The following is a 14923-nucleotide window of genomic DNA, read 5'->3' on the forward strand; positions in this document are numbered from 1 at the left end:
ATGGCGCCGCTCTCGCCGTACGGCACGTCGGAGTTCGACTCGCGGCAGTTCCGCACCGCGATGGGGCAGTTCTGCACCGGTGTCACCATCATCACCAGCGTCGATCCCGACGGCGCGCCGGTCGGCTTCGCGTGCCAGAGCTTCGCGGCGCTGTCGCTGGATCCGTCGCTGGTGATCTTCTGCCCGATGAAGCAGTCGCGGACCTGGCCGCTGATCTCCGATCGCGGCGCCTTCTGCGTCAACGTCCTCGCGCATCGGCAGCAGGAGGTGAGCGCGCAGTTCGGTGCACCCGGCGGCGACAAGTTCGCCGGGGTCGACTGGGACGCGTCCCCGCTCGGCCTTCCGGTGATCCGCCACTGCCTGACCTGGGTCGAGTGCACCGTGGAGAACGTGCTCGACGGCGGCGACCACTTCATCGTCGTCGGCCGGGCGCAGACTCTCGGCGAGGTGCTCCAAGACAAGCCGTTGCTCTTCTACCGCGGCGGCTATCTCTCCACCGAGCACCCGCGCGTGACCCCCGCTCAGGAGCAGCTGAACGAGTTCCTCACCTGGACCGGAGGTGACGAGTGGCTGTAGACCCGGTGTCGCAGGCCGACGTCACCGCACCGCTGCGGGCGGCCGTCGCCGAGGCCGAGAAGCTCATCGCCGCAGCGGATTTCGCCGAGACCGACACGGATCTGGCGGAGGGCTACGACTATCTCGCCGGGAGCATCGCCGCGGTGCTCCAGCAGGCCCGCACCCACGACAAGGTGCACCCGGTGCTGCACACGTCGACGGGGCCGTACACCAAGATGGGCCTGGACAATCCGGACACCCTGTACTACCACGCGGACGTGGTCCCCGAGGGCACGTACGTGGTGCGGGGGACGCGCGGCAGCACCGTCGACCTGAGCTTCCAGGTCCTGCGCGGGGACTACACCCCGAGCAAGGTGCCGGGCGGAGACGACGCCTTCGACGACCGCCGGATCCGCATCGGCGCCGACGGTGCGTTCGAGCTGACCTTCGGGCCGCCCCGCGACGAGCCCGGCGACGACTACTTCGTGCTCGGCGACGGCGCTTCGATGCTCGCCGTGCGGGAGGTCTACGGTGACTGGAACGCCGAGCGGAAGGGCACGGTGACCGTCGAACGGATCGACACCGCCGGCGAGCCGGCGCGGGAGCTCGACGTCGCGCGCGTCGCGCGCCAGTACCGGACCGCGGCGAAGCTCCTGCTGTCCCGCATCCACACCTGGTTCAACTTCCCGAAATGGTTCTATCTGGGTGAGCCGGTCAACACGCTCACGCCGCCCCGACCGACCCCCGGCGGGCTGAGTACCCAGTTCTCGTCCGTCGGGCATTTCGACCTGGGTCCCGGCCAGGCGATGGTGATCACGGTCCCGCGCTCGACCTGCCCCTACCAGGGCTTTCAGCTGGGGAGTCTCTGGTACATCTCCCTGGACTACGTCAACCACCAGACCAGTCTGAATTCGGTTCAGGCGCACTGTGATCCGGACGGAATGATCAGGATGGTCGTCGCCCACGAGAATCCCGGCGTCGTGAACTGGATCGAGACCACCGGTCGCCGCCGCGGCATCCTGCAGTTCCGCTGGCAGCGCACCGACGGACCGGTCGACGCGCAAGCCGGTCCGGTGTGCGAGGTGGTCGATCTCGACGACGTGCCGTCGCGCCTGCCGTTCTACACCGGCAACCGGATCGACGACGACGGGTGGGCGCGCAGGATCGCCGACCGGCGCCGCGGCTTCGCGGAGCGGATGCCCGGATGAGCGGACTGCTGGACGGCAAGGTGGTCGTGGTCTCCGGGGTGGGGCCGGGCCTGGGCCGAGCGCTCTGCCTGCAATCGGCCGCGCACGGTGCGAAACTGGTGCTCGCCGCCCGGACCGAGTCGCGGCTGAACGAGATCCGGGACGAGATCGTCGCGTCCGGCGGCACTGCGCTGGCGGTGCCGACCGACATCACCGACGACGCTCAGGTCGACGAACTGGTGCGTGCGACGGTGGACGAGTACGGCGGCGCGGACGTCCTGATCAACAACGCATTCGCCACGCCGTCGATGAAACCGCTGGCACGCACCGACTTCGGTCAGATCGCCGCGAGTGTGGACCTCACTGTGCTGGGCACGTTGCGGGTGATCAAGGCCTTCACCGCGGCCCTCGAGGAGTCCCGGGGCTCGATCGTCAACATCAACTCGATGGTGATCCGGCACTCGGAGCCCCGCTACGGCAGCTACAAGCTCGCCAAGGCGGCACTGCTGGCGATGTCGCAGACTCTCGCCACCGAGCTCGGCGGAAAGGGAATCCGCGTCAACAGCGTCGCGCCCGGGTACATCTGGGACGATCAGCTCAAGTGGTACTTCGGCAAGATCGCCGAGAAGTACGGGATCTCGGCGGAGCAGGTGTACGAGCAGACCGCGGCCAAGAGTGACCTCGGGAGGCTCCCCGAGCCCGACGAGATCGCGCAAGCGGCGGTGTTCCTCGCCTCGGACCTGGCCAGCGCCGTCACCGGGCACACCCTCGACGTGAATTGCGGTGAATACCATGACTGACTCCGACTTCAACACAGCCGTCGGGACGGTGGACGACCTCCACGAATCGGCCACGCGCGCGACCGGGCTGACCGATTTCGGCACGGATCCGGCGTATCGCGAAGCACTGCAGGTGCTGCTCGACTCCTACCGGGACGAGGCCGGGCTCACGCCGCTCGGCTCCAAGATGTTCCGCTACTTCCTCAAAGGCGCGCTGGTGGCCCGGCTGCTGAGCGAGGTGGGGTGGCAGGCGAATCCGGGGTATGCGGAGGTCCCGATCACCCGGCCGGTGTTCGTCACCGGTCTGCCCCGCACCGGGACCACCGCGCTGCACCGACTGCTCTCGGCCGACCCCGAGCACCAGGGGCTTCAGACGTGGCTTGCCGAGTATCCGCACCCCCGGCCGCCGCGGGAGGCGTGGGCGAGCGATCCCGTGTTCCAGCAGATCGATGCCGGGCTGAGCCGGCATCACGTGGAGAACCCAGAGTTCATGGGGCTGCACTACATGGGCGCCGGCGAGGTCGAGGAGTGCTGGCAGCTCCTGCGGCAGGACATTATGTCGATCTCCTACGAGTCCCTGGCGCATGTGCCGTCGTACTCGGCCTGGCTCGCGCAGCAGGACTGGACGCCCGCCTACGCCAGACACAAGCGGAATCTGCAACTGATCGCGCTGAACGACCCGGCCAAGCGCTGGGTGCTGAAGAACCCGAGTCATCTCTTCGCGCTGGACGCGCTGATGTCCGTGTACCCGGATGCGCTGGTGGTGCAGACGCACCGCGCACCGGAGACCATCGTCGCGTCGATGTGCAGCCTGGCCGCGCACGCGACGGCGGGCTACTCCACGGTCTTCACCGCGGAACGGATCGGAGCGACGCAGCTGGACCTGTGGTCGCGCGGCCTGCGGGAGTTCACCCGAGCGCGCCAGAAGTACGATCCCGCGCAGTTCGTCGACGTCGACTTCGACGAGCTGCGCGCCGACCCGCACGGCGTCGTCGAGAAGGTCTACGCGGCGCTGGGCACCGAGCCGACCGACGAGGCGCGCGCGGCGATGGACGCCCTGGACGCCGAGTCCCGTTCGGGGGATCGCCGCCCGCAGCACCGCTACTCGCTCGGCGACTACGGTCTCACCGTCGAGCAAGTCCGCTCCGCTTTCGCCTGACCCGATACGGCGAATCGGCCGGGAGCGACGGCGTCACCCGGTGAACCGCGCGAAGGACCGCGCCAGAACGTCGGTGAACTCGTGGGGATCTTCGACGGCGGCGGGGTCGGAGTTGACGCCGACGAAGGCGGTGCCGTCGTAGGTGAGCAGCCCGACGTTGATCGCCGCCCCGGACTTCGGGGCGAACGGGACCAGCGTCCGCACTTTCGCGCCGCAGAGATAGACCGGCACAGGTGGGCCCGGGACGTTGGTGGCGGCGACGTCGACGCCCTTCATCAGCATTCCGGCCAACTGCTCGGTGGCCGGGCCGGGTAGCAGTGCCATCGCCTTGTAGATCACCTCGGAGAGATTCAGCGCCGGGTCGCGCCGGGCGTCGTCGACCACCCGATGCAGCTCCCGCAGACGCGCGGCGGGGTCGACGGCGGTGCACGGGACCAGGAACCTGGCGGGCACCCAGTGATTGCCGGTGGGGGCGTCGCCGGGTGAGCGCTGGTCGACCGGCATGTTGACCCGGAATGCGGTGAGCGGCCGGCCATGCGTGCGGTGGTACGTGTCGACCGCGTCGGCCACCGCGGCGATGAAGACGACGTTGAGGGTGACGCCGGCTGCGCGCGCCGCCTGCCTCAGCGGGTCCAGCGGCACGTCGACGACGGTGAAGACGCTAGCGAGCGACCGCCCGGACATCCACGACGACTTCGGCTCGCTCTGCGGAGCAAGCATGGCGGCAGCCGCCGCGGCGGTCCGGCCGGCCGTCGCGGTGGAGGCCAGGGGGTCGGTGAGCAGGGCCAGGGCGGCCCGGGCGGAGGCTTTCGCCGTTCCGCGCAACGTCTCCAGCAGGGCGCCGATCTCGAACTCGGCGGCCTGGAGCACCCGGTCGGCGAACCCGGCGGGACGCGGCTCGGGCACTGGTGGCAGCGGACCGAGATCGCCCGGACTCGCCTGCAGGTCGAACAGAGCGGCGCTCATCGCCAGCCCGCCCATGCCGTCGGCCACCGAATGGTGGATCTTGATGACGATCGCGGCGCGGCCGTCGTCGTGCAGGCCGGTGAGGACGGCGATCTCCCACAGCGGGCGGGACCGGTCGAAGTCGGCCTCGCTCATCCGCGCGGCGTAGGCGAGTGCTCCGGCGATGTCGGAGTCCTCGTCCGGGAGCCGCCGCCACCGGAGGTGGTAGTCGGGATCGAAGTGCGGGTCGGTCTCCCAGCGCGGTGGCGCCGGTGAGAACGGGCTGCCAACGGCCCGCTGGCGCAGCCGGGGAAAGACCCGGGTGAGCCGGTCGGTGCGGGCGGCGAGCTGCGTGCGGTCGGGCGTCGTCTCCAGGACCGCCAAGGCGATGATGCCCGAGCGCAGCAGCGGGTCGCCTTCGATGCCGTACATCACGGCGTCGAACGCGCCCATCCGTTCGTCCCTGGCGGCCACGCCTCCGATCGTCTCAGGTCGGCGGCGGTCACCACGCCAGGTTGCGCAGGTTCCGCTTCAGGAGATCCCGGACAGTGCGCGCCGCGGCGATCCGAAGAGCTGGGCGTCGGCCTGCGCTCGTTTGAAGAACAGGCCGATGTCGTGCTCGGCGGTGATCCCGATACCGCCGTGCAACTGGATCGCCTGACCGCTCACCGTCACAAAGCCCTCGGAGCAGTAGACGTGGGCGGCCGCGGCGAGGGCGGCGGCGTCCGGATCGTCGTCGGCGACCGCGGCCACCGCGGCCGCCGACATCGATCGCATGGTCTCGACGAGTACGTACATGTCGGCCATCGTGTGCTTGAGAGCCTGGAACGAGGCCAGGGGGCGGCCGAACTGCGTGCGCGCCGTCGTGTGTTCCACGGTCAGCGCCAGCGCGCCCGCGGCGCCTCCGGTCTGCTCGGCAGACAGCAGCGCCCAGGCGAGCGTGCGCAACCGGTCGGACAGCCCCGTCGGGGCCGGGATGGTCTCGGACGGGGTCTGATCGAAGTGCACCCGGGCGAGCGGCCGGGTCGGGTCGAGCACGGGCAGGCCGGTCACGGTGACCCCCGGAGCATCGGCGTCGACGTGGTGCAGAGTGACGCGGTCCGGTCCCGCAAGGACCAGGAAGGAGTCCGCTGACTCGCCGTCGATCACGTACTCGGCGGCGCCGCTGAGCAGGCCGGCCTCGGCCGTGACGCCGGGGGCGTCCCAGCCGGAGACACCCGCCCAGCACAGGGCGATGATGTGCTCGCCCGTGGCGACGAGCGGAAGGAGCCGGGCGCACGACGCCGGGTCACCGGTCGCCAGCAGCGCGTCGATCGCCAGCACCGTGGTCAGCAGCGGCACCGGAGTCAGTGTCTCGCCGAGCGTCTCGATCACCACGGCGCTCTCCCGCGAAGTCGCACCTGCGCCGTCGTAGTGTTCGGGCACGGAGAGCGCCGCCACCCCGACGTCGCCGCTCAGCGTCTGCCAGAGCTCGGCGTGGTACCGGTGCTCGCTGGTGAGTGCGGCCCGCATCGCGGCGGGGCCGCCGCCGCGGCGCACCACGTCGCGGACTGCGTCGGCCAGCGCGCTGTGCTCATCCATGCCCGGTGCTCCTTGCGCTCGTCTCGCTCCGTGAGCTTGTCTCGCCCCTTGAGCTTGTCTCGCCCCTTGAGCTTGTCGAAAGGTCCTCCAGAATCCGCTGCCGATGCCACGCCGGCGTGCCCCACGCGGACCGGAGGGCCCGGGCTTTGGTCAGGTAGAGACTCAGGTCGTGCTCCGCGGTGTAGCCGATCGCGCCGAGCACTTGCAGGGAACGCCGTGCGGCGAGGTCGGCGGCGTCCGAGGCGGCGACCTTGGCCGCCGAGACGTCGAGCCGGTCCCCGGTGACAGCCGCGCCCCAGATCAGCGGCCGGGCCATCTCCACGGCGATCGCCACGTCCGCGAGATGATGCTTGACCGCCTGGAACTCGCCGATCGCCCGGCCGAACTGGTGGCGTGCCTTGGCGTAGTCGGCGGCGATCTCCAGCATGGCCGAGGCGAGGCCCAGCGACTGCGCCGCGGTGGCGAGCGCACCGAGGTCGAGATGGTTTCGACGCGGTCTCGCCCTGGCGGGCTCGACCGGCTCAACCATCGAGGTGGTCGGCTCAGCCATTGAGGTGGCCGGATCGACCATCGGTGCGACCGGCTCCACCTCAGCCACGCAGCGGGTGGGGTCGACGGTGGGCAGGGCGGTTCCCGCTCGTCCCCGGAACAGGCCGTCGTCGGTGACGAGGTAGACCGCGGAGTCGTCCGGATCGGCGGCGCGGGGCTGGCGCGGCGGTGCCGCGCAGGTGGCGAGGCGCTTACCGCTCAGGAGCGCAAGCAGTTCGTCGTCGAGTCGTGCGTCGCTCAGCAGGGCCGGAACCACCGCGAAAGTCTCCGCCACCGGTCCGGGCAGGCAGGCGCGGCCGAGCTGTTCGACGGCCACCACCATCTCGACGGCGCCGGCGCCGCTGCCGCCGAGGTCGTCGTCGACCAGGAGCCCGGTGATGCCGGCCTCGGCCAGCGCCCGGTACACGGCCAGTCCCGGTGCGTGATCACCGTCCGCCCAGGCGCGGGCCACGGTGACGCCGCCGGAACGAGCGGTGATCGCCGCGACGGTCTGCGCCAGATCGTCGTGCAGGGAATCGAGTCGGAAATCCATCGTCAGCGGCCTCCGCGGGGTAGGCCGAGCAGGCGCTCGGCGATCACATTGCGCTGAATCTCGTTGGTACCGGCGTAGATCGGTCCGGAGAGCGAGAACAGGTAGCCGTCGAGCCAGGGCGTCGGCAACTCGGCGTCCGAGCCGAGGAGGTCCAGCGCGGTCTGGTGCGCGGCGATGTCCCACTCGGACCAGAAGACCTTGTTGATCGACGACTCCATGCCCAGCTGTCCGCCCGCGGCGAGTCGGCTGACGGTCTGATATGTGGAGAGCTCGTAGGCGCGGGCGCCGATCCAGGCGTCAGCCACCGCGGCGTCGGCGCCTGCGGCGGACGGCGTCTCGTCGCGCCGTTCTCGCCAGAGGTCGATCAACCGATCCGTGGTCGCCAGGAACCGCCCCGGTGAGCGGAGCGAGAGACCGCGTTCGTTGGCGGCGGTGCTCATGGCCACCTTCCAGCCGTCGTTCACCGCCCCGATCACGCCGGACGTTCCCGGGTCGGCGGGGTCGTCGGGCACGAAGACGTCTTCCAGGAACAGTTCGGCGAAGCCGGCCTCACCGTCGAGCTGGGCGATCGGGCGTACCGTGACGCCGGGTGCGCGCAGGTCGAACATGAAGTAAGTGAGGCCGCGGTGACGGGTCTGGTCCGGATCCGTCCGGAAGAGCCCGAAGCCGAGGTCGGCGAAGCTGGAGCGGGAACTCCAGGTTTTCTGTCCGTTGAGCAGCCAGCCCCCGTCGGTCCGGGTGGCGGTCGAGCGCAGGGATGCGAGGTCGCTGCCCGCCTCCGGCTCGCTCCAGGCCTGGCCCCAGATGTCGTCGGCGCGGGCCATGCGCGGCAGGATCCGGGAGAGCTGATCGGGATGCGCGTGCTCGAACAGCGTGGGCGCCAGCAGGAAGATGCCGTTCTGGGAGACGCGCCCCGGCGCACCCGAGCGGTAGTACTCCTCCTCGAAGATCAGCCAGTGCAACAGCGGCTCGTCGCGCCCGCCGTACTCGGCCGGCCAGCTCACCACCGACATGCGGTCGGCGGCCAGCTCCGCCTCCCAGGCGCGGTGCGCCTCGAAGCCCTCGGCGGTGTCCATCGACGGCAGCGGATCGGCGGGAACGTGGTCGGCGAGCCAGTGGCGGACCTCGGCGCGGAAGGCGCGCGCGTCGTCGTCGAACGTCAGGTCCATCAGCCGCGCGCTCCTTGCTCGCCGGCCGACCGCATCGATCGGGCGTCCATGCCACCGAGTGAGTCGCCGCCGGATTCGGCGTTTGCGCTGTGCGCGTAGTGGTGCCAGCCGAACACCGAGTCCATCGCATTGCGCAGGCCCATCTGGTCCTCGCAGATGTTGACGGCCTTCTTGCTCAGGAACAGGCCCTGCATGGGCATGGCGACCATCGTGGCGGTGATGTCGTCGACCTTGGCGGCCAGCTCGTCCCGCGGGACGACGTGGTTGACCATGCCCCAGTCGAGTGCCTGCTGCGCGCTGAACCGCTCGCCGGTCATCAGGATCTCCTTGGCGCGGCGGGCGCCGAGGACGTAGGCGTGGGCGAAGTACTCCACACCCGGAATACCCATGCGCGCAACAGGATCGGAGAAGAAGGCGTCGTCGGAGGCGACGATGAAGTCGGCCGCCCAGGCGAGCATCAGCCCGCCCGCGATGCACGCGCCGTGCACCTGCGCGATCAGCGGCTTGGGCATGTCGCGCCACCTGCGGCACATGCCCAGGTACACCTCGATCTCGCGAGCCAGTCGCTGGTCGGCGCCGGTCTTACCGGTGTGATCCCAGTGCAGCGTCGCGGCGTTGGGGTAGTAGGTGTCGAAGTCGCGTTCGGGGGTGCCGATGTCGTGGCCCGCGGAGAAGTGCTTGCCGTTCGCGCGCAGCACGATCACCTTCACCGCGTCGTCGTCGGTGGCCTTCCGGAACGCCGCATCGAGGGAGTAGGTCATCACCGAGTTCTGGGCGTTGCGGTATTCGGGGCGGTTCAGCGTCACGTAGGCGACCGCCCCGTCGGTCTCGTAGGCGACCGGCGCCGAATCGGCGGTCAGTTCGTCGGGCCCGAGGGCGGGTGGGATGACGGCGTCGTTCATACCCTCGACTGTAACCTAACAAGTGCTTGGTTGGTAGGCGACTGGTCGACAGCGGGCTGAAGGCTGAGTGCAGTCGGGTCCGGTAGAGATTCCTCCCGTGAGTCGGCTCTCTATTTGATCTACGATAGGTTCTAGATCAAATAGCCATCTCTATCCGGGTGGCTATCTGGTGTGATGTGGAGGGAGTCTCTGATGGCGTACCGGACGCTGAAGACGATCTTCCACCAGCGTGATCGGGAAGGGGCCGACGCGGAGGAACGTGCTCGGAGGGAATCGCCCGCGGCGCTGCACTGGGACCTGATGGTCGGTGAACACTCGATGTTCGCGCTGGTGACGCCGGAGGTTGCGGCGCTGATCGAGCGGATCATGGCCTTCGAACCGAAGATCCGGGCCGAGTGGGGCGAACTGCCGGAGCGGGCACGCAGCCACTATCTGCGCCAGATGGTGATCGACGAGATCCAGGCGACGAACGAGATCGAACATGTCCGTTCGACTCGGAAGGAGATCGGCGAGGCGCTGCGGGCATTGCGGTCCGAGCGCCCCGCCACGGACAAGAGGTTCATGGAGATGGCGCGCCTCTACCTCGGTATCGGCCAGGACGAGGCGAAGGATCCTCGGACGCTGGACGACGTCCGCGCCTTGTACGACAAGGTGACTCAGGGTGAGATCCGCGATGAGGATGCGCCCGACGGCCGACGATTCCGGCAGGGGCCGGTGTCCATCGAATCGGGAACCAAGGTGGTGCACACGGGTCTGGTGCCGGAGTCGGCGATCGACGACGCGCTGACGCTGATGCTGAGTCAGAGCCGCGACGACTCGATTCCTCGGCTGGTCAGGGTGGTGGTAGCGCACTTCATCTTCGAGTACGCGCACCCGTTCTACGACGGCAACGGCCGGACCGGGCGCTACCTTCTCTCGCTGGAGCTGCGGCAGGTGCTTGCTCCGTACGCCAGTCTGGCGCTGTCGGCCACTGTCGCCGACAATAAGGACCGCTACTACCGCGCGTTCGCGGACGCCGAGCATCCGCTGAATCGCGGAGACCTGACACCGTTTCTGACCGACATGCTCGAGATCATCGCGGAGGCCCAGCATCGTTTGCTGCTCGACCTCTCGGATCTACGGCAGAAGATCGAGGCTCTCCGGGCGCGTCTGTGCGCTCTCGTCGAGGACCAGCGGTTCCCGACGAACGTGGGTCTCGATCCCGAGGTGGGCATGTCGATCGACCGCGATGACATCGGCGCGATCCTGTTCGCCCTGGGCCAGTCCCGCTACTTCGACGCCGACGGAGCCGTGAAACTGCACACCCTGGCCGACGCGGCCGAGCGTTCCGCTCAGTTCGTCCGTCCCCGGCTTCAGCTTCTCGACGATGCCGGCGTCATCGAGACGGTGACGAGGAAGCCGCTGCGCTTCCGGCTCACCCCGCGGGGCGCCTCTCTCCTCGAGCTCGTGGCGGGGTAGGTGCCACGCGGCAGTCAGCGCGCCGTACCACTCGGCGTCAGCGGTGTAGGGATCCGTGGGCATGGTGATGGTGTTCCTCGGGGTCGGCGACGGCGGTGGAAGCGGCGGTGTGGGCGGCGAGCAGCGTCTGCGCCTCCGCGTCGGTGAGCATGGCGCGCCGGAAGCCCTCCAGCGCGCTCGCGGCGTCGAACTTGACGCCGATCAGCACCACCTCGTTCGACGGAGTGACGCCGGTGTTCTGCCAGTGGGCGACGGGCTGGATGCTCAGATTGGGTCCGGCCTGACTCCAGAGTTGTGCGAGGTCCGGCTGGTCGGCGATCCAGCAGTGGCCCTTGGATCGGATCAGGCCCTTGGTGCCGCGGAGGGCGGCGAGCAGGCGCTCGCGGTCGAACGGGCGGTCGCCCCGGAACACGGCCGAGGAGATCCCGTACTCCTCGGTCTCCGGGGTATGTGGATTCGAGAGCTCTTCGGCGTAGTCGGGCCGGTTGGCGGCTGCTTCCGGATCGTAGAGCGCCGCATCGAGCACCACCTCGGCCGCGACCCGGCCGTTTGTCACGGTGCGGACTTCGGCGTGCGGGTTCATCGCGCGGACGGCGGCCTCGGTCGCCTCGGCCACCGCCGGCCGCACCAGGTCGGTCTTGGTGAGCAGGATCAGGTCGGCGAACTCCACCTGGTCGACGAGCAGGTCGGCGACGGTGCGCTCGTCGTCCCGATCGGCGGTGCGGTCGGCGTCGGCGAGTGCGCGGTTGCGCCCCATCTGCTCCAGGAACTGCGATGCGTCGACCAGGGTGACCATGGTGTCGATCGGCGCGACGTCGGCCAGGCGGTGTCCGTCCTCGAACCGCCACTCGAACGTCGCGGCCACCGGCATGGGCTCGGAGATCCCGGTCGACTCGATGACGATCTGGTCGTACTTCCCGGATTCGGCCAGCCGGCCGACGTTCTCGACCAGGTCTTCGCGGAGAGTGCAGCAGATGCAGCCGTTGGAGAGCTCGACGAGGCGGTCCTCGCCGCGCTCGACGTGACCGCCTGCGGCGAGCAGGCCGGCGTCGATGTTCACCTCGGAGAAGTCGTTGACGATGACGGCGAGGCGGCGGCCGGACCGATTCTCCAGGAGGTGGTTGAGGAGGGTGGTCTTGCCGCTGCCGAGGAAGCCGGAGAGGACGGTGACGGGGGTTGAGGGCATGCGGCCACTCTACGCTAACGAAAACCATTTTCAATAATTGCACTTGCCGACGCCTCCGGATCCCGTCTGGCGCGATTGCGCGCGTCGTGAGCATTACTCTCATAGCCGGGGACCGCGCGACGCGGTCTCGCTGCGGTCGGTAGGAGAGGGATGGACAAGCAGGGCTACGAACTGTCAGACCTGGAGGCGCTGGAGGCCGAATCGGTCCACATCTTCCGCGAGGTCGCGGCCACCTTCGAACGCCCCGGCATGCTCTTCTCCGGAGGCAAGGACTCGGTGGTGATGTTCCACCTGGCGCGCAAGGCCTTCTGGCCGGCGCCGATGCCGTTTCCGCTGATGCACGTCGACACCGGACACAACTTCGACGAGGTGATCGAGTACCGCGACCGGGTGGTGGAGCAGACCGGCGTGCAGTTGCTGGTCTCGCGGGTGCAGGACGACATCGACGCCGGCCGGGTCGTCGAACAGACCGGGGTCGGCGCCTCGCGCAACCGGCTGCAGACCGCGGCGCTGTTGCGTGGCATCACCGAGAACAGGTTCGACGCGGTGTTCGGCGGCGCCCGGCGCGACGAGGAGAAGGCGCGCGCGAAGGAACGGGTGTTCAGCTTCCGCGACGCATTCGGCTCGTGGGACCCGCGCAACCAGCGACCCGAGCTCTGGAACCTCTACAACGGCCGGCACCACAAGGGCGAGCACATCCGCGTGTTCCCGCTGAGCAACTGGACCGAGCTCGACATCTGGCGGTACATCGAGGCCGAGCGCATCGAGCTCCCGCCGATCTACTACGCGCACCGGCGCGAGGTGGTGCCCCGCGACGGCATGCTGCTGGCCAAGACCCGCTTCCTGGAGGTCGGGCTCGGCGAGTCGTCGTACACCGAGCTGGTCCGGTTCCGCACCGTCGGCGATGCCACCTGCACCGGGTGCGTGGAGAGCGATGCCGACACCCCGGCGAAGGTGATCGCCGAGGTGTCCTCGACTCGCGTCACCGAGCGCGGTGCGACCCGCGCTGACGACCGGATCTCCGAAGCGGGCATGGAAGACCGCAAGAAAGAGGGCTACTTCTGATGGGCTGGAGTTTCTGATGGCGGGCGAACTGTTGCGGATCGCCACCGCGGGCAGCGTCGACGACGGCAAGTCCACCTTGATCGGGCGGCTGCTGTACGACTCGAAATCGATCTTCACCGATCAGCTCGAAGCGATCGAGCGCACCAGCGCCAGTCGCGGCGACGAGTTCGCCGACCTGTCACTGCTGACCGACGGCCTCCGGGCCGAGCGGGAGCAGGGCATCACGATCGACGTCGCCTACCGCTACTTCTCGACGCCCGAGCGCAAGTTCATCATCGCGGACTCGCCCGGACACGTGCAGTACACGCGCAACATGGTGACCGGCGCATCCACCGCCGACCTGGCGATCATCCTGATCGACGCGCGCAAGGGCGTGCTCGAGCAGACTCGCCGGCACGCCTTCCTCTCCTCGCTGCTGGGCATCCCGCACCTCACCATTTGTGTCAACAAAATGGACCTGGTCGATTACTCGCAGGAGCGCTTCGAGAAGATCCGGGACGAGTTCGTCGCCTTCGCGGGCAAGCTGAACGTCACCGATCTGACCTTCATTCCGCTCTCGGCGCTGCGCGGCGACAACGTCGTCGACCGTAGCGAGGAGATGGCGTGGTACGACGGCCGACCGCTGCTGCGGCACCTCGAAGAGGTCTACATCGCCTCCGACCGGAACCTCATCGACGCCCGCTTCGGGGTGCAATACGTGATACGGCCGCAGCGCAGCGACGGCCTCGACCACCGCGCCTACGCCGGCACCGTCGGCGGCGGTGTGTTCGCGGTCGGCGACAAGGTGGTGGTGCTGCCGGGCGGTTTCGGCACGACGATCGAGAAGATCTGGGGCCCGGGCGGTTCCGAACTCGACGAGGCCTTCGCGCCGATGGCGGTGTCGATGGAGCTGGCCGACGAGATCGACATCGTGCGCGGCGACATGATCGTGCGCCCGAACAACCGGCCGCACGTGGACCGCGACCTCGACGCGATGGTGTGCTGGTTCTCCGAGTCCGGACGGCTCCAGGCGGGGTCGTCGTATCTGATCAACTGCGGGACCCGGCAGACGCGCGTGACGGTCGCCGGCATGAACTACCGGCTCGACGTCAACACGCTGCACCGCGACGAGACGGCGACCTCGCTGGAGCTGAACGAGATCGGGCGCCTGCACCTGCATGCGCAGCAGCCGCTGCTGTTCGACTCGTATCGCCGCAACCGGGACACCGGCAGCTTCATCCTGATCGACGAGGCCACCAATGCGACGGTCGCCGCCGGCATGATTACCGGGCCGGTCGCACACGACACCAACGTCGTCTGGCAGGAGGCCAAGGTCACCCGCGAGCAGCGCTCGCACCGGGGGGCAACCATCTGGATGACCGGTCTATCGGGATCCGGGAAGTCTTCCCTCGCCACGGAACTGGAACGACGACTCGTCGCCGAAGGCCGCCCGGCCTATCTGCTCGACGGCGATAACCTCCGGCACGGCTTGAACTCCGACCTCGGCTTCGGCGACGACGATCGGCGCGAGAACATTCGTCGCACGGCCGAGGTGGCCGCCCTGTTCGCCGATTCGGGCGCCGTGGTGCTGGTCTCGCTGATCAGCCCGTTCGCCTCCGAACGCGAGCGCGCACGGGAGATCCACCAGGCGCAGGACCTGCCGTTCTACGAGGTGTTCCTGGACACTCCACTCGACGAGTGCGAGGCGCGAGATCCGAAGGGGCTCTACGCCAGAGCGCGGGCCGGGGAGATCACGCAGTTCACCGGCATCGACTCGCCGTACGAACGGCCGGAGAAGGCTGACATCGTGGTGACCCCGGAAGACGGCTCGCCCGCGCAGAACGCCGCGGACATCCTGCGCAACCTGGGTCTGTAGC

Annotated in this window: 13 protein-coding genes; 7 read left to right on the top strand and 6 right to left on the bottom strand. The window is 69.0% G+C overall.

Translation table 11 applies throughout. The features are described from left to right. From hsaB to C6V83_RS04295, 4 genes are read left to right on the top strand one after another with little or no spacing between them, the layout of a single operon-like run. Entirely contained in the window at positions 1 to 576 is a 576-nt protein-coding gene (gene hsaB, locus C6V83_RS04280; RefSeq protein ID WP_105943709.1) for a 3-hydroxy-9,10-secoandrosta-1,3,5(10)-triene-9,17-dione monooxygenase reductase subunit, read from the top strand. Then, positions 567 to 1763, top strand: coding sequence for a hypothetical protein (locus C6V83_RS04285; RefSeq protein WP_105941351.1), 1197 nt, complete (start codon positions 567 to 569; stop codon positions 1761 to 1763). The genes hsaB and C6V83_RS04285 overlap by 10 nt, the downstream gene beginning before the upstream one ends. Further along, the gene (locus C6V83_RS04290) at positions 1760 to 2542 is read left to right on the top strand and encodes an SDR family oxidoreductase (protein WP_105943710.1); all 783 of its coding nucleotides are present in this window, start codon (positions 1760 to 1762) and stop codon (positions 2540 to 2542) included. Before C6V83_RS04285 ends, C6V83_RS04290 begins: the two co-directional genes overlap by 4 nt. After that, positions 2535 to 3680, top strand: a complete 1146-nt coding sequence (locus tag C6V83_RS04295; protein ID WP_105941352.1) for a sulfotransferase family protein — start codon at positions 2535 to 2537, stop codon at positions 3678 to 3680. Before C6V83_RS04290 ends, C6V83_RS04295 begins: the two co-directional genes overlap by 8 nt. Before the next feature lie 33 nt (positions 3681 to 3713). Here C6V83_RS04295 and C6V83_RS04300 read toward each other — a convergent pair whose 3' ends face one another. Genes C6V83_RS04300 through C6V83_RS04320 form a run of 5 tightly spaced genes read right to left on the bottom strand, consistent with a single transcriptional unit; the run spans position 3714 to position 9358 of the window. After that, positions 3714 to 5099, bottom strand: a complete 1386-nt coding sequence (locus C6V83_RS04300) for a wax ester/triacylglycerol synthase domain-containing protein (RefSeq protein WP_159067439.1) — start codon at positions 5097 to 5099, stop codon at positions 3714 to 3716. A gap of 57 nt (positions 5100 to 5156) precedes the next feature. Continuing rightward, positions 5157 to 6206 carry an acyl-CoA dehydrogenase family protein gene (locus C6V83_RS04305; RefSeq protein ID WP_105941354.1) on the bottom strand — a complete coding sequence of 350 codons (1050 nt, stop codon included), beginning with the start codon at positions 6204 to 6206 and terminating at the stop codon, positions 5157 to 5159. Further along, complete coding sequence (locus C6V83_RS04310) at positions 6199 to 7287, bottom strand: acyl-CoA dehydrogenase family protein (protein ID WP_105941355.1); 1089 nt, start codon at positions 7285 to 7287, stop codon at positions 6199 to 6201. Before C6V83_RS04310 ends, C6V83_RS04305 begins: the two co-directional genes overlap by 8 nt. A gap of 2 nt (positions 7288 to 7289) precedes the next feature. Beyond that, complete coding sequence (locus tag C6V83_RS04315) at positions 7290 to 8456, bottom strand: acyl-CoA dehydrogenase family protein (protein WP_105941356.1); 1167 nt, start codon at positions 8454 to 8456, stop codon at positions 7290 to 7292. Further along, positions 8456 to 9358: an enoyl-CoA hydratase gene (locus C6V83_RS04320; protein ID WP_105941357.1), complete on the bottom strand. Its 903-nt coding sequence runs from the start codon at positions 9356 to 9358 to the stop codon at positions 8456 to 8458. The genes C6V83_RS04315 and C6V83_RS04320 overlap by 1 nt, the downstream gene beginning before the upstream one ends. 192 nt (positions 9359 to 9550) lie before the next feature. Between C6V83_RS04320 and C6V83_RS04325 the strand changes: the two genes are divergently transcribed. After that, positions 9551 to 10816 carry a Fic family protein gene (locus tag C6V83_RS04325; RefSeq protein WP_105941358.1) on the top strand — a complete coding sequence of 422 codons (1266 nt, stop codon included), beginning with the start codon at positions 9551 to 9553 and terminating at the stop codon, positions 10814 to 10816. A gap of 37 nt (positions 10817 to 10853) precedes the next feature. Here C6V83_RS04325 and C6V83_RS04330 read toward each other — a convergent pair whose 3' ends face one another. Further along, positions 10854 to 12002 carry a GTP-binding protein gene (locus C6V83_RS04330; protein WP_105941359.1) on the bottom strand — a complete coding sequence of 383 codons (1149 nt, stop codon included), beginning with the start codon at positions 12000 to 12002 and terminating at the stop codon, positions 10854 to 10856. 150 nt (positions 12003 to 12152) lie between these two features. Between C6V83_RS04330 and cysD the strand changes: the two genes are divergently transcribed. After that, entirely contained in the window at positions 12153 to 13067 is a 915-nt protein-coding gene (gene cysD / locus C6V83_RS04335; protein WP_105941360.1) for a sulfate adenylyltransferase subunit CysD, read from the top strand. A gap of 16 nt (positions 13068 to 13083) precedes the next feature. After that, positions 13084 to 14922, top strand: coding sequence for an adenylyl-sulfate kinase (gene cysC / locus C6V83_RS04340; RefSeq protein WP_105941361.1), 1839 nt, complete (start codon positions 13084 to 13086; stop codon positions 14920 to 14922). Position 14923 lies beyond the last annotated feature (1 nt).

This window comes from Gordonia iterans (assembly GCF_002993285.1).
Lineage (GTDB): Bacteria > Actinomycetota > Actinomycetes > Mycobacteriales > Mycobacteriaceae > Gordonia > Gordonia iterans.